The sequence below is a fragment of the Pseudomonas weihenstephanensis genome, assembly GCF_001043055.1.
GTDB classification, from domain to species: Bacteria; Pseudomonadota; Gammaproteobacteria; order Pseudomonadales; family Pseudomonadaceae; genus Aquipseudomonas; species Aquipseudomonas weihenstephanensis.
Genome location: NZ_JYLF01000002.1, coordinates 217484 through 239265 on the forward strand (window position 1 = coordinate 217484; position 21782 = coordinate 239265).

General features: G+C 58.2%; 18 protein-coding genes. 10 read left to right on the forward strand and 8 right to left on the reverse strand.

All coding sequences use genetic code 11. The features are described from left to right. Positions 1–481: 481 nt before the first annotated feature. From TU86_RS05200 to TU86_RS05240, 9 genes are all read left to right on the forward strand, one after another. Entirely contained in the window at positions 482–1876 is a 1395-nt protein-coding gene (locus tag TU86_RS05200) for a PhoH family protein (protein WP_048363238.1), read from the forward strand. A gap of 396 nt (positions 1877–2272) precedes the next feature. Further along, on the forward strand, positions 2273–2791 hold the full coding sequence (locus TU86_RS05205; protein ID WP_048363239.1) for an Hcp family type VI secretion system effector: 519 nt from the start codon (positions 2273–2275) through the stop codon (positions 2789–2791). 86 nt (positions 2792–2877) lie between these two features. After that, the gene (locus TU86_RS05210; protein ID WP_048363240.1) at positions 2878–4953 is read left to right on the forward strand and encodes a type VI secretion system Vgr family protein; all 2076 of its coding nucleotides are present in this window, start codon (positions 2878–2880) and stop codon (positions 4951–4953) included. Positions 4954–4988: 35 nt separating this feature from the next. After that, positions 4989–5798, forward strand: a complete 810-nt coding sequence (locus TU86_RS22115; RefSeq protein ID WP_053075984.1) for a toxin Tle1 chaperone Tla1 — start codon at positions 4989–4991, stop codon at positions 5796–5798. Positions 5799–5875: 77 nt separating this feature from the next. After that, positions 5876–6406, forward strand: a complete 531-nt coding sequence (locus TU86_RS05220) for a Tli1a family immunity protein (protein WP_239658767.1) — start codon at positions 5876–5878, stop codon at positions 6404–6406. Then, positions 6391–6921 (forward strand): Tli1a family immunity protein, encoded by a 531-nt coding sequence (locus tag TU86_RS05225; RefSeq protein WP_048363241.1) that lies wholly within the window; start codon positions 6391–6393, stop codon positions 6919–6921. The genes TU86_RS05220 and TU86_RS05225 overlap by 16 nt, the downstream gene beginning before the upstream one ends. Then, positions 6906–7439, forward strand: a complete 534-nt coding sequence (locus TU86_RS05230; protein WP_048363242.1) for a Tli1a family immunity protein — start codon at positions 6906–6908, stop codon at positions 7437–7439. The genes TU86_RS05225 and TU86_RS05230 overlap by 16 nt, the downstream gene beginning before the upstream one ends. After that, entirely contained in the window at positions 7424–7957 is a 534-nt protein-coding gene (locus TU86_RS05235; protein WP_239658768.1) for a Tli1a family immunity protein, read from the forward strand. The genes TU86_RS05230 and TU86_RS05235 overlap by 16 nt, the downstream gene beginning before the upstream one ends. Then, a complete protein-coding gene (locus TU86_RS05240) occupies positions 7942–10581 on the forward strand; it encodes a T6SS phospholipase effector Tle1-like catalytic domain-containing protein (RefSeq protein ID WP_082152863.1) in 2640 nt (879 codons plus the stop codon). Before TU86_RS05235 ends, TU86_RS05240 begins: the two co-directional genes overlap by 16 nt. A gap of 274 nt (positions 10582–10855) precedes the next feature. Here TU86_RS05240 and TU86_RS05245 read toward each other — a convergent pair whose 3' ends face one another. Genes TU86_RS05245 through TU86_RS05255 form a run of 3 tightly spaced genes read right to left on the reverse strand, consistent with a single transcriptional unit; the run spans position 10856 to position 15494 of the window. Then, the gene (locus TU86_RS05245; RefSeq protein WP_048363243.1) at positions 10856–13933 is read right to left on the reverse strand and encodes a MexW/MexI family multidrug efflux RND transporter permease subunit; all 3078 of its coding nucleotides are present in this window, start codon (positions 13931–13933) and stop codon (positions 10856–10858) included. Beyond that, positions 13930–15057, reverse strand: a complete 1128-nt coding sequence (locus TU86_RS05250) for an efflux RND transporter periplasmic adaptor subunit (RefSeq protein WP_053075985.1) — start codon at positions 15055–15057, stop codon at positions 13930–13932. The genes TU86_RS05245 and TU86_RS05250 overlap by 4 nt, the downstream gene beginning before the upstream one ends. A 23-nt stretch (positions 15058–15080) precedes the next feature. Continuing rightward, complete coding sequence (locus TU86_RS05255; RefSeq protein ID WP_048363244.1) at positions 15081–15494, reverse strand: VOC family protein; 414 nt, start codon at positions 15492–15494, stop codon at positions 15081–15083. Positions 15495–15541: 47 nt separating this feature from the next. Here TU86_RS05255 and TU86_RS05260 point away from each other — a divergent pair, with 47 nt between their 5' ends. Continuing rightward, positions 15542–16468 (forward strand): LysR family transcriptional regulator, encoded by a 927-nt coding sequence (locus TU86_RS05260; RefSeq protein WP_048363245.1) that lies wholly within the window; start codon positions 15542–15544, stop codon positions 16466–16468. Here TU86_RS05260 and ribD read toward each other — a convergent pair. From ribD to TU86_RS05285, 5 genes are all read right to left on the reverse strand, one after another. Next, entirely contained in the window at positions 16447–17553 is a 1107-nt protein-coding gene (gene ribD / locus TU86_RS05265; RefSeq protein ID WP_048363246.1) for a bifunctional diaminohydroxyphosphoribosylaminopyrimidine deaminase/5-amino-6-(5-phosphoribosylamino)uracil reductase RibD, read from the reverse strand. The genes TU86_RS05260 and ribD overlap by 22 nt on opposite strands. Beyond that, positions 17550–19250 carry a WD40 repeat domain-containing protein gene (locus TU86_RS05270; protein WP_048363247.1) on the reverse strand — a complete coding sequence of 567 codons (1701 nt, stop codon included), beginning with the start codon at positions 19248–19250 and terminating at the stop codon, positions 17550–17552. The genes ribD and TU86_RS05270 overlap by 4 nt, the downstream gene beginning before the upstream one ends. Before the next feature lie 69 nt (positions 19251–19319). Beyond that, a complete protein-coding gene (locus tag TU86_RS05275; RefSeq protein WP_048363248.1) occupies positions 19320–19919 on the reverse strand; it encodes a GTP cyclohydrolase II in 600 nt (199 codons plus the stop codon). 41 nt (positions 19920–19960) lie between these two features. Then, entirely contained in the window at positions 19961–20911 is a 951-nt protein-coding gene (locus tag TU86_RS05280; RefSeq protein WP_048363689.1) for a formylglycine-generating enzyme family protein, read from the reverse strand. Between the two features lie 92 nt (positions 20912–21003). Beyond that, a complete protein-coding gene (locus tag TU86_RS05285) occupies positions 21004–21741 on the reverse strand; it encodes a class I SAM-dependent methyltransferase (RefSeq protein WP_048363249.1) in 738 nt (245 codons plus the stop codon). Positions 21742–21782 lie beyond the last annotated feature (41 nt).

Here is a 21782-nt window from a genome sequence, read left to right on the forward strand (position 1 = left end):
ACAACCACCACGGCGTGGCGCATTGCGCAGTCTTGGCGGGTGCGAGGTGAAGCTTAGTGCGGGCAAAAGGGCGGGGGGTGTAGGTCGGATCTTTGCTTGCTGTCGGCGCGGGCCGGTCTTTGGTGGCGAGATTTCAATGTTTTGTGTTGGGGCGAACGCTTAGCCTTTTGAACGGCTTGCAAATCACATTGGATACTTTTTTGTTACAGGTTGATCCCTCAGCCTAGTAGCGGTTTGGCATTGCGCCAAGGGCTGTTCGTCATTCAGAAAAAAATAGTGCCAAACCGCTAAAAAGACTTTTTCTTGTCACACGTTTTGGAGTATTACGAAGACAGACCGCCGAAACCTGCCACACAGGTGGCGTCTTCCAAGACCTATCGGGCAGGGATTCATCTGACATGGGCAGATGAGCCGGCAGTCACATCGAGGCGCAGCACTGTTGCGGTATTGCGTCGAATGGCTCCCACAAAGGTGACCGAGTATGGATGATCACGGACGCACTCCTTCTTCCAACCAGCCAATCCTTTATGTGCTCGATACCAATGTTCTGATTCACGATCCAAATGCCATGCTCAACTTCGAGGAACACCACGTCGCAATCCCGATGACGGTGCTTGAAGAACTCGACAAACTCAAAACCGGCAAGCTGTTGGTCGCCGCCGAATGCCGTCAGGCCATTCGTTTGATTGACCAGGTGCTGGGCGTGGCTTCGCCGGAAAACGTTGAAAAGGGCGTGCCCATTCAGCGCGGTAAAAGTGGCCCTAAAGGCTTTTTGTCGATTTTGATGAACAAGCGCCGAGAACCTAACGCGCTGCTGCCCGAAACCCTTAACGACAACATCATCATCAACCAGTTGATTGATTTGCATGCCCGCTCGCCTGAAATTCAGGTGGTGCTGGTGACCAAAGACATCAATATGCGCCTCAAAGCCCGTGCGTGCGGGATCGAGTCCGAGGACTACAGCACCGACCAGTTGGTCGATGATGTGTCGATGCTGTCGCGTGGCTACCACACGATGACCGGTTCCTTCTGGGACCGTGTCAGCAAGGTGGAAACCCGTCAGGGTCACGGCAGTACCTGGCATCAAGTGCAGATGATCGAGAACCTGCCGTCGGTGCATATCAACGAATTCATCATTGACGAACAGGGGTTTGTCGGCTGGATCAAAGAGGTGCGCAAGGACCACCTACTGATCCTCGACATGCATCAGGAACCGTTGCTGCATCAGGAAGCCTGGGGGCTTAAACCTCGGGATATTTACCAAGGGCTGGCGTTGTATGCCTTGCTCGACCCGGACATTCATCTGGTCAACCTGTCGGGTGCGGCAGGTTCGGGTAAAACCATCCTGGCGCTGGCGGCGGCGATTGAACAAACCATGGTCAGCAAGCGCTACCGGCGCATCATTTGTACCCGTAGTGTGCAAGGGCTGGACCAGGAAATCGGCTTCTTGCCCGGCACCGAAGCCGAGAAAATGGAGCCTTGGCTGGGCGCCATCACCGATAACCTCGAAGCGTTGCACATGGAGGATGAAAGCACCCACGGCAGCGTCGACTACATCCTGAGCAAGGTGCCATTGCAGTTCAAATCCCTGAACTACATCCGGGGTCGTAGCTTCCAGCAGAGTTTAATCTTGATCGACGAGTGCCAGAACCTCACGCCGCACCAGATGAAAACCATCATTACCCGTGCGGGGGCGGGCTCCAAAGTAGTGTGTCTGGGCAACCTGGCGCAGATTGATACACCTTACCTGTCAGCCACCAGTTCTGGGTTGACGTACCTGACGGAGCGTTTCAAGGACTTCCCGAACGGTGTTCACATTGCCCTGCAAGGGGTGCCGCGTTCGATACTCGCCGAGTACGCCGAATCGCACCTTTAAACCTACGTTTACACCTCTGATCCGGGCGGCCTTGAGCCGCCCGTTTTGTGTGTGATTTCGCATGCAGGTCCAGATGGAAGCTAATGGCCAGTATGCGCAAGAAGTTGCGCACTCATCTGTGGATAAACCTGTGCATACCTTTGTGTGGCTCATATAGATATTGGCCTGTAGGCGAGTGCGCAAGAAGTTGCGCAGTACTGCGCAACTTCTTGCGCACTTTATTCATGCTTTCTATATGAAAATCAGTCTTCCAAACGACATGATTGATCTAACTTTCTGTTCTTAATGGCTTTTTAAACTGTGGCACGAACCTTGATGTGTCTAATCAGTACTTGGGCGGCATTTGCTCGTTCCAAGCCCTTATTTTTCAGCGCATTTTCAGCAAGGAGAGCCACCATGGCCACGCCAGCGTATATATCCATCACGGGCACCAAACAGGGTCTGATCACTGCCGGTGCGTTCACCGCGGATTCAGTAGGCAATACCTATCAGGAAGGTCATGAAGACCAGGTCATGGTTCAGGGCTTCAGCCACGAATTGATCATTCCTCGCGACCCGCAGTCCGGCCAACCGACCGGCCAACGCGTTCACAAACCGGTAAAAATCACCAAGGTGTTCGACAAGTCCTCGCCGCTGCTGCTGGCTGCGCTGACCTCCGGCGAGCGCCTGACCGAGATCGAAATCCAGTGGTTCCGCACCTCGGCTGCCGGTACTCAAGAGCATTACTACACCACCAAACTTGAAGACGCGATCATCGTTGACATCAAGGACTACATGTTCAACTGCCAGGACCCGTCGAACTCGCACTTCACGCACCTGCAAGACGTGGAATTCACCTACCGCAAAATCACCTGGACGCACGAAGTGTGCGGCACATCCGGTTCCGATGACTGGCGTTCGCCTGTAGCGGGCTGAAACTGACCTGCTGCTTGACGGCATCCATCGTTGATCACGGTGGGTGCCGATGAAGCCGTTAAGGTGTTCACCTTGAGGAACAATGGATGTTCAGCCCTGCCAACGAAACGCAATTCACTCTGACCATCACGGGGCTTGCTCACGATTTGCGTGTGCTTAAGTTTGAGGGGCAAGAGACGATCAGCTCACCGTTTGCAATCAAGGTGGAGCTGGTGAGCGAGCGCCCCGATCTCGACCTTGAAAGCCTGCTGCATCAACAGGCATTTCTGGCATTCAACCACAGCGGTAACGGTATTCACGGGCAGATTTATCGCATTGCCCAAGGCGATTCTGGCGAGCGCCTGACCCGTTACAGCCTGACACTGGTGCCTCAACTGGCGTACCTGCGCCATCGCTCCAACCAACGTATTTTTCAGCAGCGCACGGTTGCGCAGATCATTGCCAGCATCCTCGAAGAGCACGGGATTCATGGCGATGCCTATCAGTTTCAATTGAATTCGACCTACCCGGCGCGTGAGTACTGTGTTCAGTACGACGAGTCGGACTTGCACTTTATTCAGCGCCTGTGCCACGAAGAAGGCATTCACTACCACTTTCAACATTCAGAACAGGCGCACCTGCTGGTGTTCGGCGACGACCAGACGGTCTTCCCTCAGTTGGGCATGCCTACGGCCTACGTGCAGGGCAGCGGCATGGTGGCGGATGAGCCGGTCGTCAAGCATTTCAATGTGCGCCTTGAAACCCGCACCAGCCGTACCACCCGCCGTGATTACGATTTCCAGAAAGCCGGCTTTCGGGTCGAGGCCGCCCACAGCCCGCAAGCGCAGAGCCCGCAACCCGATCTGGAAGACTACGACTATCCAGGCTTGTTCGTGCAGGGCGAACGTGGCAAACCCTTGACCCAGCGCGCCCTTGAGCGCCATCGCGCCGACTACCGTCTGGCCGAAGGCAAAAGCGATCAGCCGACGTTGGTCTCGGGGCATTTCTTGTCCCTTACCGAACACCCGCGCAAGGCGTGGAATGCCCTGTGGTTGCTGACTGAGGTCCATCATCAGGGCTATCAGCCGCAAGTGCTGGAAGAGCACATCACCCACGACAGCGATACGCACACCGAAGCGTTTGAGCAGGGCTATCGCAACCGCTTCGTGGCCACCCCGTGGGATGTGTTTTACCGCCCGCAACAGGCCTACCCCAAGCCCAGGGTACTGGGCAGCCAGACCGCCTTGGTGACCGGGCCTGCGGGGGAAGAAATCTATTGCGATGCCCACGGCCGGATCAAGGTCAAGTTCCATTGGGACCGCGAAGGCAAGGTCGATGACAAGTCCAGCTACTGGTTGCGGGTGGCTTCCAGTTGGGCGGGCAGCAACCACGGCAGCGTGACGATCCCGCGGGTCGGCATGGAAGTGCTGGTGACCTTTCTGGAGGGGGACCCGGATCAGCCGGTGGTCAGTGGCTGTCTGGCCAATAGCCTTAACCCGGTGCCTTACCCCTTGCCGGCCAACAAGACCCGCAGCGTGTTCCGCAGCCGCAGCTCACCGCAGAGCACCGGGTTCAACGAGCTGCACCTTGAAGACCGTGCGGGTCAGGAACTGATCTACCTGCGCGCCCAGCGCGACATGGAACACAAGGTCGAACATGACAGTCGCCTGGAAGTCGGTAACGAACGGCATGAAACCATCATGGGCAACAACATCGTGGTGCTTGAGGCCGAAGATCAGCGTACGGTCACTGCCGACCGCAAGGTCGAACTCAAGGCCAATGATTATTTGCAGGTCGCCAGCAGCAGCCACACCCGCGTCGGGCAGACGCTGGTGGCCGAAGCGGGGCAGGAAGTGCACCTCAAGGCGGGTGCCAATTTGATCCTCGACGCGGGCGCAAGCATCACCCTTAAAGCGGGCGGCCAACACATCGTCATTGGAGGCGGGGGGATATTCAGCAGCACCCCCATTCAAATCGGCGGGGCACCCGCCAGCGGCACGGCTGCCGCACCGTTGTTACCCGGTTTGCTCGGGTTGTTGGCTGTGCCCTCGTTGCTTGAACAAAAGCAGGCTCAGACCGCTCAAGCCCCCGAGCAGCCCGAGACGCCAGCGCCGCTCAAGCCGGTGTGCAAAGACTGTTTACTCGCCGCGCAGGCCAAGGCTGATGCGCTGGTGGCACGTTAACGTTTATGTGACGCACACAAAAACAAGGAAAGGTCATGTTATCGACCGCACAGGACTGGCTGCATCACTTGATGGATGAGGCGCGCAACGCTGGCCTCAATCACCTGGACTTGCTGCTCAATGGCGCCGTGTTGCCGCACGGGCTGTTAGCGCCCCTGCTGGAACAGGTTCCGGCCCCTGAGTGTGCCTGGTTGTTCGAGCACACCCTTGAGCACGCATTGGCGCACCAAGGGCCGCTGTTGTTGCGCATTGCATTGGGCAATCAAGCGCAGTGTGCAGAGGCGGCGCAGTTGCTCAATGCCGTCCACACGCACTTTTGTGTGCTGGCCCTGACCAGCCGCTGGCCTTTCGAGGCGTTGGCGGCGCACCTGCGCGGCGCTACGCAGGCGACCTGGAACAAAGGCGCCAGCAGCGGTGTGTTGCGCTACTACGACACGCGCCTGTTCCGGCATTTTTGCGAGCAGCTCGAGCCTCAGCAACTCGGGCAATTCCACGCCCCGGTGAGCCAGTGGCACTGGATCGACCACGACGGAAAACAGGCCTCGCTCTCAGGTTTTGATGCCCGTATTCAGGAGCAGAGCGGGTTGACCGGCTTGTCCCTGAGCGATGATCAGGTGCAGCACCTGCAAGCTGTGAGCGCAGCCCTTTTATGGCTCAACAGCCATGAGTGTACGCCGCACGCACATGGCTTCACCTCGCACGAAGGCCTGATCCGCTGCCTGACCGGTATACATCTGGAAGTCAGTCGCCAGCAGTTGCCAAAACACCTCCACGAAGACTTCATCGCCAGTGCATTGAGTGAACACCCGCCCTTGAGCCTTAGCCCTGGCAACGTTGTTTTATGAGGTGCGCCGTGTGTGAGGTTGACCGGCGGCTTAGCGTTGCAAAATGGCGAGCAGAACAAAATGGAGGAGCCGCCCACATGTCCAACATCATGATTCGAGCACTGTGGCTGACGTTGATCAGCGGTCTTTCGCTGCAAGGCTGCGCCCAGCCCAAACCTGAGTACTTGGGGGCACCCATCGAGGGCTACAGCCATACCTCGGCGGCGATTAACCGGTTTTCGGTGAATGGGAATGGCGGGCCAAATCTGGCTCCGTATGGGTACGGTGGCGGTCAAATGTGCTGTGCGCCGATGCCAGTGAAATGGCATTCGGGGCTGACGGTGTTGGTTGAGTGGGAGAAGGACACTGATCCGTATGCTTCAGCGAATTGGCCTCCACTCGGAACTGATGGATATCGGGCTGCTTACAAGTTGCATGCGGCCAAGTACACCCACCATCGAGCCGTTGTACCTGTTGCGCGGTATGAGCGATTGGGCGTGGTGAATGTGCATTTCTTACCCTGTAACCAAGTGGCGGTTAGCGCAGGACTCATGATGCCCGGCACGCCTAACTACCCTTATAAGTTCCCTCAAAAAATGGAGGAGCCGGCCACATGTCCAACATCATGATTCGAGCACTGTGGCTGACGTTGATCAGCGGTCTCTCGCTGCAAGGCTGCGCCCAACCCAAACCTGAGCGTTTGGGGGCACCCATTGAGGGCTACAGCCATACCTCGGCGGCGATTAACCGTTTTTCGGTGAATGGGAATGGCGGGCCAAATCTGGCTCCGTATGGGTACGGTGGCGGTCAAATGTGCTGTGCGCCGATGCCGGTGAAATGGCATTCGGGGCTGACGGTGGTGGTTGAGTGGGAGAAGGACACTGATCCGTATGCTTATGTGAATTGGCCTCCACTCGGAACTGATGGATATCGGGCTGCTTACAAGTTGCATGCGGCCAAGTACACCCACCATCGAGCCGTTGTGCCTGTTGCGCGGTATGAGCGATTGGGCGTGGTGAATGTGCATTTCTTACCTTGTAACCAAGTGGCGGTTAGCGCAGGACTCATGATGCCCGGCACGCCTAACTACCCTTATAAGTTCCCTCAAAAAATGGAGGAACCGGCCACATGTCCAACATCATGATTCGAGCACTGTTGCTGACGTTGATCAGCGGTCTTTCGCTGCAAGGCTGCGCCCAGCCCAAACCCGAGCGCTTGGGTGCTCCCATTGAGGGCTACAGCCATACCTCGGCGGCGATTAACCGGTTTTCCGTGAACGGGAATGGCGGGCCGAATATCGGGCCGTATGGTGGCGGCGGTAAGCAGAACTGCTGTGCGCCGATGCCGGTGAAATGGCATCCAGGGCTGACGGTGGTGGTTGAGTGGGAGAAGGATCCCAAGCCGCATGATTATGTCAATTGGCCTAAACCCCGCTATTCGGAGGCTTGGCGAAAGGCAGGCAGAGAGCACGAGACGCACTACACCCACCATCGAGCCGTTGTACCTGTTGCGCGGTATGAGCGATTGGGCGTGGTGAATGTGCATTTCTTACCTTGTAACCAAGTGGCGGTTAGCGCAGGACTCATGATGCCCGGCACGCCTAACTACCCTTATAAGTTCCCTCAAAAAATGGAGGAACCGGCCACATGTCCAACATCATGATTCGAGCACTGTTGCTGACGTTGATCAGCGGTCTTTCGCTGCAAGGCTGCGCCCAGCCCAAACCCGAGCGCTTGGGTGCTCCCATTGAGGGCTACAGCCATACCTCGGCGGCGATTAACCGGTTTTCCGTGAACGGGAATGGCGGGCCGAATATCGGGCCGTATGGCGGCGGCGGTAAGCAGAACTGCTGTGCGCCGATGCCGGTGAAATGGCAACCGGGGCTGACGGTGGTGGTTGAGTGGGAGAAGGACCCTAATCCACATGACTCAGCCAATTGGCCTGATCCGCCTTTTTCTGATGCTTGGAGCAAGGCAGCCAGAGAGCACGAGACGCACTACACCCACCATCGAGCCGTTGTACCTGTTGCGCGGTATGAACGATTGGGCGTGGTGAATGTGCATTTCTTACCCTGTAACCAAGTGGCGGTTACCGCAGGACTCATGATGCCCGGCACGCCTAACTACCCTTATAAGTTCCCTCAAAAAATGGAGGAGCCGGCCACATGTCCGAAGCCATAACTGCGCCCGTTAGAAAACCATCTCCAGCATTCCTTAGCCCGACGCCTGATTTCAAAGAGGGTGGCTTATTGCCAGAGTCCCCGGTTGATGTGCTACGTAACTATCGAATTCAACAGGCGGCTTACCAGCCGTTTGAGCAAAAGGCGATGGATGAGGCGCGTGCGGCGGGCAAGGTTTACGCGGGTGCACCCTGCATGAAGATCATTACCGTCACCCTTTGCTTTGACGGCACTAACAACCATGAACCGTCAGATAGCAAGGCGCGGCCTTCGACGACGACCAATGTCGCTCGTCTTTACCATGCGAGTGTGGGCCGTAACGGTGATGAAGCCACAATCCGTGAAGGATTTTATGCTTATTACATGCAAGGTGTAGGCACCGAGTTCAAAGAAATAGGCGAGTTCGCGCCTGATAATCAGGGCCTGACCATGTCGGTGGGCGGTGAGAAACGGGTCAACTGGGGGATCACCCGCTTGATTGACGCGTTAAAAAGAGCTTCCGGCGAAACCTTTCTGGATACGGGGGATGCATATGCTCTTGTGCAGAAAATGGGCACCAGCCTCACCGAAGACCTCCTTGGCGCATCAATATTTAAAAACAGCTATGGCCGGCGCAAAGAAGTGCTGCAAGCACCGCTGGCAGCGCTTAAAACCCAAATTGATGCGGTGCACGCATCCAAGACCACTCCCGAAATAAAAGCCGTGCGCCTGTTCGTGTACGGTTTTTCACGGGGTGCAGCCGAGGCGCGGGCGTTTGCCAACTGGCTCGAAGCCTTGACCAAGGTCGAAGTAGCAGGCGAAACCTGTTACCTGTTTGCCGGCCTGCCGATCAAGATTGTGTTCCTGGGGCTGTTCGATACCGTGGCGTCGGTGGGCCTGCCTTATCTGGTGCCTTTTGCCGCCGGGCACATGGGCTGGGCCGATGGCAGCCTGCGTTTAAGTGATGACGAAAAGTTCCTTGAGCACTGCGTGCACATGGTGGCGGCCCATGAGCAACGCAGTTGTTTCCCGGTGGATTCGATCCGGCGCAAAGCCAACCCTGACGACCCGATGTGCCCGTCCACCTACCGCAAAGGCACTGCGGAATACATTTACCCCGGCATGCACTCCGACGTGGGCGGCGGTTACCCGCCCGGCGATCAGGGGAGGGCATCGGAGGGCGGAAAAGAGGTGTTGTCGCAGATCGCTTTGCACCATATGTATGACGAAGCATACAAAGTCGGCGCTCCGTTGCAGGCGCCCGTTAAGGTTCTTTCTGAAAAGTTAAAAGATGAAAAGCCTTGGCTGGTTATGAGCGATTCGACTTATCTTGAATTCGCAGTCGGCCCCACCGTCACCCACCGCTTCAACACCTGGCTGGACGCTATGGACAATGGCCCTCTGGAAGAAGTGATGAAGCGCGAAGCGGGGTTGATCACGGGTTGGCGCATCAGTCGTTACGCCAAGGGGCGGGCCAGTCATACGCAGGCGTACGGCAATGTCACGAAGTACGGCACGGCTAACGACATGACCCGCGATGAAATCACTGCTTTTTCGGCATTACACGCCATGCAGTTGAAGGAGGATGTCGCCATCTTTGCGGGCGATCCTGCGCCTGTCTTGTCCGAGCGCCAGCAGGCCACCAAAACAGCCCACGAAGCCACCAAGCTGGAATATGAGCGCCGCACCAACACCAAGGAGCCGATCACCTTCAACACCAGCAAGATGTACGAGCCCAACCTGGATTGCCGTCAGTTGCTCAACGGCATGGCCGACTTTCGACGCGATTACGTGCCGGAATGGAACATGACCGCCAGTGAGATTTTCAGTTTTGGCACGCTCATTAATACCGCGGTCGGCGGGTTGGTCTACATGACCAACGAGCAAGATGAAGCGCAGCACTATGCCGACATGCGCCGGGACGGAGAACTCAGCTACGCCAAGCTGTTTGGGGAAGATGGCAAATCACGGAACGACAACGTGTTGCCGATCATCCGTCTGTTTGATGAGCATGTGCACGACTCCCGCGCCTGGTTCATGAATGCGGCCTTGAATGAGCGCGAGATATTCAGTGACTACTTTCGTTATCGCGGGATCTTTTTCGACAATGAGTCCAACAACGAGTTGTCGCTGTTGGTGACCACCGAGCGGGTGGTGGGTGTAGCCATTGCCGTGGCCAGTGTGGGCCTGAGCGTGAAACGCCATGACCCGCGCTTCCTGATGGGGCTGATTATCCCGAGCCTGGGCACCCCGGTGTTTCGCGGCAAGGTGGGTTTGCCGAGCATCACAGCCTTTGACACCGTCACCGGCCGTGCGCTGCCTATGCTGGAAGGGCTGACGTCCATCCGCAACTTCACCCAAGACCCAGGCAGTGCAGTGAAAGCGGTACAGGCCTTGCCATTACCTGCCGCGTTGACGGAGAAAACCGCCATTACGGATGATCTGATGGCCATCTTCAAAGGCGAAAAAGGCGACCCGGCAGCGACACCCGCGTTGCACCCGGCGCAGGCCGTGCAGAGCGTCGCCTGGCAAGCCCTGACACGCCGCCCCGTCGCAGTGAACGCAGACGATCAAGCCATTGCTGCGTTGATCGGGAGCCATGTGGTGGGCCAGGCGGTCGATTTCGATATTGATTCGTGTGTGTAGAGGCGGTTGCGGCTCGGACGTGCGCGTAGGGGGCTTGATCGCTGCCTGATGTCCACCCCGGCCCGTTGTTCGGCGTAATGGGCGCGTAATTCGGGCTCCCAAGCCATCACCGTATGCAGAATGACGATGGCTTGTGGCTGGCTCCGCTCGTGAGGGATGTGCTGAGTCGCTTGAAAATTGAAAGCAGACATTGAAAGTAGAAATGCCCCTTGTGTCAGGGGATTTCTACTTTTTTCGAAGCTGTTTAGCCGCTACAACATGAGGCTTAAGCCCGTTATGCCTTGCTGTAAAGGGGCTTAAGCTCAGCGGGTTGGGGGGCGTGCTCCGGCACACGACGTTTGGAAATCAACGTATAAATCGACGGCAATACAAACAGCGTAAACAACGTGCCCACCACCATGCCCACCACGATCACGATGCCCAGCCCGAAACGGCTACTGGCACCCGCGCCGCTGGCAAACAGCAGCGGCACCAGGCCCACCACCATTGCTGCGGTGGTCATTAATATCGGCCGCAGGCGAATGCGCGCCGAGCGGATGATGGCGTGGGCCGGTGAGCAGCCGCTGGCCTGTTGCAGTTCGTTGGCAAATTCGACCATTAGGATGCCGTGTTTGCTGATCAGGCCGATCAAGGTCACCAAGCCGATTTGCGTGTAGATGTTGAGCGTCGCCCAGCCCAGCGCCAACGGGATCAAGGCGCCGCAGATCGACAGCGGCACGGTGATGAGGATGATCAGCGGGTCGCGCAGGCTTTCGTACTGCGCGGCCAGCACCATGTAGATGACGATGAGGGCGAACAGGAAGGTCAGCATCAGCGCGTTGCCTTCGTGGATAAATTGCCGCGAATCCGATTGCCAGTCATGGCTGAAGCTGGCAGGCAGGTGCGCGCTCTGGGTGGTCAGAAAGGCCACCGCTTCGCCCAGGCTCACGCCCGGCGCCGGGATGCCCTGGAAGGTGGCCGAGTTTTGCTGGTTGAACTGTTTGAGGCGGTTGGGCTGGATGTCGCTGTGCAGGCTGACCACGGTGGCGAGCGGTACTTGCACGCCGCGGTCGGTGCTGACGTAGAAGCCATTGAGCGATTGCGGGGTCAGGCGCTGATTGGCCTGGGTCTGCGCGATTACGTCGTAGGAGCGGCCCTGCAAACCAAAACGGTTGGTGTAGTTTTCGCCCACCAGCACCGCCAGGGTGCTGGCGATGTCTTGCAGGCGAATGCCCAGGCTGTTGGCCTTGCTGCGGTCGATGCGCACCTCGGTCACCGGGTTGTTGAAGTCCAGGTCGCTGTCGACCACGGCGAACAACCCGCTGGCCCGTGCCTGTTGTTTGATCTCGTGCATGGCCTGATACAGCGCGCGGTAGTCTTCGGTGCTGCGAATCACCCATTGCACCGGCAAGCCACCGGTGGAGGCGGGCAGCGGTGGCATCTGGAAGACGAAGATCGAGTCGCCTTCCACTGCGTCGACAGCCTGTTGCAGCTCGCTTTGAATCTGGGCGGCGCTGCGCTCGCGCTTATCCCACTCACTGAAGTTGACCCCGGCAAAACTCGCCGCCACACCATCCGTGCCGTTGATGATCCAGGTGCTGGTGGTTTCCGGAAGCTTGGCCAGCAGCTCGCTCAATTGGGCGGCGTAGCGCTCCACGAAGTCGAGGTTGGCGTGTTGCGGAGACTTGATCGCGAGCAGCAAGTTGCCTTGGTCTTCATTGGGCGCCAACTCTTTATCGGCCTGGCCATAGAGCAACGGCAAGCTGAGCAGCACCAGCCCCCCGAACGCCAGCACTGCACCGCGTGCGCGCAGTGAACGCAACAGACCGCGTTGATAGCGGCGCGATAAACGCTCGAAGAAGCGCTCGGCCAACAGGCTCATGCGGCCTTCACTTTGGCCGGCGGGCAACAGTTTGGCGCACATTACCGGGGTCAAGGTCAGGGCGATGACGCCCGATACCAGTACCGCTCCGGCGAGGGTCAGGGCGAATTCCTTGAACAGCGCGCCAGTCAGGCCGTTCATCAGACCGATGGGCATGTACACCGCGGCCAGGGTGATGGTCATGGCAATCACTGGCGAAGCGATTTCCCGCGCGCCGATCAAGGCGGCCTGCAACGGCGCGAGGCCGCCCTTGATGTGGCGGTGAATGTTTTCGGTGACCACAATCGCATCGTCCACCACCAGCCCGATGGCCAGCACCATCGCCAGCAATGTGAGCAGGTTGATGCTGAAGCCGAACAGCGCCATCAGTGCCAGTGCGCCGAGCATCGACAGCGGGATGCTGAGGATCGGAATCAGCACCGTGCGCCACGAGCCCAGGCACAGGAAGATGATCACCACCACGATCAAAATCGCCTCGAGCAAGGTTTCGATTACTTCCAGGATCGAGGCTTGGATAAAGTGCGCCGTCTCGAAGGCCAGCGCCACGTCGACGCCGGGCGGCAGGGTTTTCTGGATCTCGGGCAGCAGGCGTTTGATGCCTGCGACGATCAGCAGCGGGTTGCCTTTGGGGGTGGCGTATAGCCCTAGGTGAACGGCGGGCTTGGCGTCCATCAGGGCGCTGGTTTCGTAGGCGGCGGAACCCAGTTCTATCTCGGCGATGTCGCGCAGGCGTAGCAGGTGATCGCCGCGATTGCTGATCACCATGTCGCGAAATTCTTCGAGGGTATTGAGATCGCTGTTGACCTGGATCGACGACACCACGTACTGGCCTTTGATTTGACCGGGCGCCGCCTGAAAGTTGTTGGCACGGATCGCCTGTTCCACCTGCTCGGCGCTGATGCCGTGACCCGCCATGCGTTGCGGGTCGAGCCACAGGCGCATTGCCAGGTGTTGGCCGCCAAATGTCTGGACCTTGGCCACGCCTTCAATCGTGGCGAACAAGGGTTGCACCACACGGCTCAGGTAGTCGGTCATGGCCGCCGCCGATAACGTTGTGCTGGCAAACCCCACGTAGGCCACGGCGGTGGCGTCGCCGGCCGAGCGCTCGATGACCGGGTCGTAGGCTTGCTCGGGCAGGCGGTATTTGACTTGGTTAACCTTGGCGATCACCTCGCTGAGTGCCTTGGCCGAGTCTTGGTTGAGGGCCATGCGCAGAGTAATCACACTGTGGCCCTGGACTGACGACGAGCTGACGTAGTCGACGCCTTCTACCGAGGCCAGCGACTGGTTGATCGGCTGCGTGATAAAGCCTTGCATCAACTCGGCGGGTGCCCCGGGGTAGTCGGTGCTGACCGTGATCACAGAGCTTTCCAGCAGCGGGTACTGACGCACCGGCAAGCCCATATAGGCTTTAAGCCCCGCCAGCAGGATCATCAAGCTGACCACCAGCGCGAGCACCGGGCGGTGGACAAAAATGTCGGTGAACTTCACGGGTTTGTTCCCCCATCGGCCGCGAGCGCGGTGCTGGTCATGGGCTCGATGCTGGCGCCATCGCTGAGTTTGATCTGGCCTGACGTCACCACTTGATCGCCGGGCGCAACGCCCTGATTGATCACGACCCAGCCATCGCGCCGCTCGCCGGTCTTGACTGACACGCGCCGTACGGTGGGTGCGCTCTGAGCATCGAGGGCCGGTTGAACCAGGTACACGTCCTCGCCGTAGGCGCTGTAGGTCACGGCAGTTTCGGGCAGGCTCAAGGTGTTTTCCGGCAGGGTCTGAGGCAGGCGCACGCGGGCGAACATGCGTGGCAGGGCAGCGGCGGGCGGGTCTTGCAAGCGTGCCTGAAGGCTTAAGGTGCGCGAGCGATCCAAAAACGGGTCGACGCTGCTGACCACGGCCGTTAACGGTTGGCCGGGCAGCGCATCAAGCTCAATCAGCAAAGGGCTGCCGGTCTTGAAGTGCAGCATGGCTTGCTCCGGCACGCTGAAGTTGACGTACAGGCCTTGGTTGCCGATCAGGTTGATCAGCGTATCGCCGGGATTGACGTATTGCCCCACATGCACTTTGCGGATGCCCAATGTGCCGGCGAAAGGTGCGCGAATGGTGCGTTGTTCAATCTGCGCCATCAATTCCTGCAAGGCGCCGCGAGCGGTGGTGTATTGGGCCTGGGCATCGTCCAGTGCCTCGCGCGAAACAGCGTTGGAATGGATCAGTTTTTTCAGGCGATCAAGGCGTACGAGGGCGTTATCGACCTGACCTTGCAGCCGCACCTTTTGCCCGCGTTGCGGCGCATCGTTGAGGCGCACCAGCACCTGCCCGCGTTCAACGCGTTGGCCGGACTCAATCGGCAGCTCGACGATACGTCCACCCACTTCGGCGGGCACGCTGACTTCTTCGACCGCTTCCAGTTCGCCGATGGCTTGCAGGTAGCGGGTAAACGGCTGCTGACTGACGGGCGCGACTGCGACCTTGACCGGTGCCGCCACATAACCGGCTGCGGCCGGTTGCCGCGCGTACCACAGGCCCCATGCCACACCGCCAAGTACGAGTCCAGTCATGGCCCAAAGGGTTTTGTGCCGGATTAACGGGCGAGTGCTTGCTGCAACGTGTGCCATGATCTTTTTCCTTAAAGATGCAGTCAGTAAATCGGCCAACAGCCCGGCGTGAGCAGTTCGATGAGGTTGTGGTCGGGGTCGCGAAAATAGATGCTGGAGCCGCCTTTGGGCCATTCGGTTCGGCCTTCGATGGCTACGCCGCTGTCGCTCAGTGTTTGCTTCCAGCCGGGCATGTCATCGGTGTCGATGGCGAAGCACACGTGGATCGAGCCACGGGCATCGTGCGGGGGGATTTCGCCGCCACTCAGGTATTTGGTTTGCAGTGAGGCGCCGCGTCTAAATAGCAGCAGGGTGTTGAGCCCGCCGACGTTGAATGCAACGAGCACGTCGCTTTCGACCATGACCTCCAAATGGAGTGTTTTATAGTAAAAATTTTTCGCTGCTGTAAGATCTTTCACGTAAAGCGCGGTTTCAATAATCCGTTTGAGTTGCAGCATGATGCGCTCCGTATCGGGCAGGTAGTCCCGGATTGGTGAATGACAGGATGGTCATGGTTTTACTGCGCAATATTGATTTGAACCTGTTGGTGGTGCTCGACGCGTTGCTGACTGAAAAACACGTGACCCGTACCGGCGCCCGATTGCATTTGAGCCAACCGGCCATCAGCCACTCGCTGAGCAAGCTGCGGGTCCTGCTCGACGATCCGATCCTGATTCGTCAGGGCAGCGAAGTGGTGTTGAGTGCCCTGGCGCAAAACCTTCAGGCACCGCTCAAGGAGATCCTCAGCCAGATCGAAATCCTGCTCGGCAAGTCGATCGACTTTGTGCCGGCCAACTCCCATCGCACTTTCCGTTTGGCCATGTCTGACTACGGTGCCGCGATTGTGTTGCCCAAATTGTTGCGCCAATTGCGCGTCGAGGCGCCCAACACCACGCTGGTGGTCACTCAGGACAGCCGTCACGGCATGTTTGAACAGATCGCTCAAGGCAAAATTGATCTGGCATTGGGTGTGTTCCCCCACCTGACAGCGGACATTTCCAGTGAAGTGCTGTTTGAAGAAACGTTTTCTTGCCTGCTGGACCGCAGTACGTTGCCGGCCAGCGGCCAACTGGACTTGGACAATTACCTGCTGCGCCCGCATATTTCGGTGTCGGTGGACGGCTGCACCCATGGTGAAATTGATCGACTGTTGCGCGCCGAGGGGTTGCAGCGTCGCATAGCGGTCAGCGTTCCCCACTGGCGCACCGCGCCCAGCATGATCAGCAACACCGACCTGATCCTCACGGTGGCCACCCGCACCCTGGACAATGCCCCGCTTGACGATGACCTGGTCAGCCTCAGCCCGCCCTTGCCGATTCCCCCGTTTCCGTTCGTGCAGATCTGGCATAACCGTTTTGGCGAAGACCCGGCCCACATCTGGCTGCGCGAGCAAGTCAGGCAAGTGATGAGTCATGGGGCGCCCGCTACCTGAACCGGTCGCAAGCGCAAGCGCAAATCTTCACCCAGTTGTGTGACGTCAAACAGGGTGAAATTCAGCGCTTGCTTGAGGTGAACCAGCTCCGGCATGTGCACCAACGGGCGGGCCAGATCACCCAGCAGTTTGGGCGCCATATACACCAGCACTTCATCTACCAGCCCGGCCTTTAGAAAGGCGCCCGCCAAGGTGGGGCCTGCTTCAACCATCACCTCGTGCAGACCGCGCAGGCTGAGTTGGCACAGCAGTTCATGCAGGTCCAGCCCATAGATATCGCCGTCCACACGCAACACTTCAGCGCTGTGCCCCTGGGGTAACGGCGTGTCGTTGTGCAACACATGCAGGCTCGGTGCGCTGGCGTTAAACACTTGCGCACCCGCCGGCACGCGCGCGCTGCTGTCCAGCACTACGCGCATGGGCGCCACAGCTTCAGGCGATGAAGGTTGGCGCACCGTCAGTAACGGGTCGTCTCCCAACACCGTGCCGCTGCCGGTGATGATGGCCGCACAGCGGGCACGCCAGTGTTGTACATCCATTCGCGCCTTGGGCCCGGTGATCCATTGCGAACGGCCATTACTCAGCGCCGTGCGCCCGTCCAGGCTCATGCCCATTTTCAGCTGCACCCAAGGGCGCTGGCGCTCAATGCTGGAGAGGAAACCTCGGTTCAGCTCACTGGCCGCCTCACGCATCAATCCCACCTTGACCTCGATACCGGCCGCTTTGAGTTCGGCGATGCCTTGGCCGTTGACCTGCTTGAACGGGTCTTCGAGGGCCACCATGACTTGACTGACGCCACTTTCAATCAATGCCTGATGGCACGCCCCCGTGCGGCCAACGTGGCTGCACGGCTCCAGCGTGACGTAGGCCGTGGCGCCTTTGGCCAGGGCACCGGCCTGGCGCAAGGCGAACACTTCTGCGTGCGGGCCACCGGCCCGCCGATGCCAACCTTCGCCCACCACACAATTACCGTGGGCAATCACACAGCCCACCCGCGGGTTGGGCCATGTGGAATGGCTGCCACGTTCGGCCAACGACAGCGCGTGTTGCATGTGCTGAAAGTCGACTTCGGTGAAATAAGTCATGACACTAAATGCCCGCCTGCACGGGCCGCGATCGGGTAAATACGCCCGTCATACGCACTGGCCAGGAAACCATTGCCGTTGGCGGCCTGGGTCAGGCAGGAGATCCCGCTGGCGGTCGGTTTTTCGAATTTCTCCCAACGGCGGGTGCGCACATCAAACAGGGCTACGGTGCCGCCGTAACTGCCGGTGGCGATCAGGTTCTGATCCTTGGAGATGGCAATGCATTTGATGGAGTGGTGATGCGGTGTCTCGAACACTTCGCTTTGGGCATCACGCCACAGGCGCAGCTTGAGGTCGCGACCGATGCTGGCGAAGCCGCCCTGGATTTGTGTGCAACCGTTGGAGATTCGGTCGTGCGCCTGGTCCAGGTAGGTGTGTTCAGTGAAGTCAGCAATGTTGAAAAAGGCGGCAGCGGCGGTGGCGCACACGCTGAATATGAAGGTCTCGTCAGCGGCAATGCCTTTGATGGCGTTGTTGTGCATGGCCACTTCGGTGATGAACTCCGGTTGCTGGTGTTGCAGCTTGAAGATCAATGCTTCACCGGTGTACGTACCAATGGCGGCGTGCAACTGGCCATCTTTGATAAACGTGGTGCCACAGTTTAACGGTGAGCGGTGCTGGTAAATGGCCTGGCCGGTGCGTGCATCGAATACGGTGCCCATTTGGCCGCCGGTCAGCACACTGTCACCAAACGCCAGCAAGAAGTTGCACAGGCTGCCAGCCTTGGTGTTGGCGACGCCGTTGACGTGCAGGATGCCCGCGTCGCCGATGCTGAAAATGTCGTCGTTGACCAGTGCGACCGCGTTCAGGCTGATGGCAGGTTCGATGCCGCCCAAGTCCCAGATCTGGGTGCGGAAGTTCCAGGTGGCGTAGCACGAGCCGAAGGTCACGAATGCGATTTGGTCTTCGCCAAGCAGGGCGCAACTGCGTGGCCAGATGATGCTCGGCAGCGAGGTCTCGGCGGTTTTTTCCAGCCGATTGTGGCTGTTCAGGTGCCAGAGCATCACGGAGCGGTCATAGCTGAGGCTGATCAACAGGCGTTGGGCGTCATCCCAAATGATGCGCTTGATACCCGCCGTATGCGCCGGTTGCAGATAAGTGCCTTGAGCGCTGATCAACGATATTTTGCCTTCGTCATCCCCGGCGAAAATGATCCCGTCACGCGACAGGGCCACGGTGTCGGTTTCAACGCCACCCAAGTCGATGATTTCCAGTTGCTCGCCGGTCATTGCATCCCAGCGGCGGATCGAGCCGTCGTCGCTGCTCGACACCAGCGTCGCGCCATCCACCGCCCAGCACACCGAGATCACGTCGGCGGTGTGGCCTTTGAGGATGCGCAGAGTGCGGCCATTGAGATCAAAAATACGCAGGGTATGGTCGCGTGAGCAGGTGGCGATGGTCTGGCCGTCTGGCGAGAAGGCTGCCATTTCGATGTCATCGTCATGGCCAATTAAAACAGCCTTCATGCGCAGGCTCGGGACTTCCCAGACTCGCGCGGTGTAATCGCTGCTGGCGCTGACCAGCAGTGTGCCGGTGGGGTTGAACGCACACTGGTTGGCCAGGTGGTCATGCACCACGCGCTGGATGGGGGTTTTGGTTTTAGCGTCCCAGAGAATGACCTGATTGTCATAACCTGCGGTGGCGACATAGCAATCTTTAAACGTGGCAATACCGCTGATAGGGCCGAAGTGTTTCATGGTTATTCATCCTGAATAATGTAAGCGTGCGTCATGCCGTTGAGTTCACACCGGTATTAACGGCCAGACTTAGTTGAACAAGTTGATGTGGTGATTCTTTTTATTGATCTTGGCTTGTAAATAAGGGCGGTTATGTTGGGTCAAAAAAACACCGGTCGGGATTACGTCGTCGACCTGCACGCCATTGTTTTGCAAGGCGACCACTTTTTCCGGGTTATTGGTGATCACGCGGCAGTGTTGTACGCCCAGGGCTTTCAACATGTTGGCGGCTTCGGTGAAGTCCCTATCGTCTTCACCGAAGTTCAAATGCTGATTGGCTTCGAACGTGTCCATGCCGGTGTCTTGCAGGCGGTAGGCCTCTAACTTGGCATATAAACCAATCCCGCGGCCTTCCTGGCGCAGGTAAATCAGATAACCGCCTTCTTCGTGCATGCGCTCAATGGACTCGGACAATTGCGGGCCGCAGTCGCAGCGTTGGGAACTGAACACATCCCCGGTCAGGCATTCCGAATGCAAACGCACCAAGGGACTGTTGAGGGAGGCCGGTCCCAGTTTAATAACGATGTGCTCTTTGTCCGCTTCAAGCCCTGTGAAACTGAAGAACGTACCCGGGATACCCGACTCATTCAGATGAATATCAACTTGGTTTCTAACGCGCAGCGGGTTCATAGAATTCCTTTCCTATTAACAGCATTTTTTATTCGACAGGGTTACAGCGTTTCAGCGAGCCTGAAGCCCATGACATAAATATCGCGCGGGTATTTGCCATGGCGGCGGCAATTGCGTGCCAAATCACGAAAGCGCGTAAAGCTGCCGCCGCGTGCGATGCGATGCGTGCCTACCACTTGCACCAAGTCATCGTTGATGGCTTTGCCGCCGGGGTAGGGCGCGTAATTGTCCGCCACGTATTCCTCGACATTGCCAGCCATGTCCAGGCAACCAAAAGGCGATGCGCCCAACGGAAACATACCCACGGGGGTGGTGTTGAAAATGGCCATCTCGGCCGTGTTGGCGTGCTCCGGCAAAAAGCGCTCGCCCCACGGGAACTCGAAGTTTTCAGGCCCGGCGCCGGCGTATTCCCACTCAGCTTCAGTCGGCAGGCGAAAACCGCGTCCTGATCGAGCGCTCAACCATGCCACGTAAGCATCGGCATCTTCGGCCTCCAGCCCATAGACCGGGTGATTCGAGCGTTCGACCGGAAACTGCCCAAATGCCCAGTTATTGGGGATGCGCGGCTGTAGCGAGTCTTCGAGAAAGGCTTTGTATTCGAGGTTGGTCACCGGGTACTTGCCGATCGCATAGCGGGGCAGGTGCAGGGTATGGCGCGGCACTTCCTTTTCAATCCAGCTGCGGTCCAGCCCCAACCCTTGCAGGGTATCCATCACGCCGTCGACGTTGGCTTCGTCCAGTCCGCTCTCGACCCAGCCACCTTCGATCGTGATCATCGGCGGGTTAAGCACATCCAGACGCGGGTCCATTGTTTCGGCCAAATAACGCCCGGCGCCCAAGCGCAATGGCAACGCAACTTCTGGGTCTTCTACGCGATGGCACAGCAGGCTGGCTGGCGCCTGGGTCAATTGCTGCCACTCAGCTAGCGGCAGTGCCAGGTTGAGTCCGGGCTGGAAGTGCTCTTCCAGGCCCATTAATTGGCGGTCCGTCATTTGCGCCGTCAGTGGGCCGTCAAACACCGGCCAGTGAGCAAATGCTTTGGGTGGGTTAGCCACGTCGAACTCCAATACAAGTAAAAAGGGTGTCAGAAGGTGCAGACCAGACCGGTTTGCAGGCAGTTGCGCTCAAAGTCACCCCAGTAGCCTTCAGGGAATTTCTGACGATTGGCTTTGGAGATCAACGGGCGTTGCCAGTGGTAGTCACTGAAACCCGCCTTGCGAATGGCACGTTCGTAGTCTTCGTGGCTCCAGCGGTAAAAGGTGAACTCGCTGGGTGGCGTGGTGACAAACTCTGACGGGCAACGGAAACCGCCTTCGTGGGCATTTTCACTTTTGACATGAACGCCGTACTTAGTGAAGTTGCCGTCGTCCAGGCGAAAGCTCGGGTCTACGGTGTAGGCGATCAGCTTGCCACCCGCTTGCATGTTGTCGGCCACGGCCTTGAACATGGCGTCCAGTTCGGCGGTGGATTGGGCATAGTTGAACAGCCAGGCGGCGGTCACGCGTTCGAATTGCCCCATCACCGGCATGTCGCACACGTTGGCGACATGAAACTCAATGGCTTCGTTATGCTGTGCCGACTCTTTGCGCGCCAGATCAATCATCGCTGCAGAGATATCGACCCCTACCACGCGGGCGGCTCCTCGCCGATAGAGTTCGCGGCCGAAATAACCGTAACCGCACGCCAGGTCTAATACAGACTTGCCTTTGACATCCCCCACCATATGAAAGAATGTCTCGGTTTCAACAGACCGTTGTGAGGCGGTGTCCGTGAACACTTCGAAACGATCGCCAATGGCGTCATACGCAGTAAAAGAACTCATTGCTCACCTATTAAATGTGATTGCTGTTATTAAATGCCGCT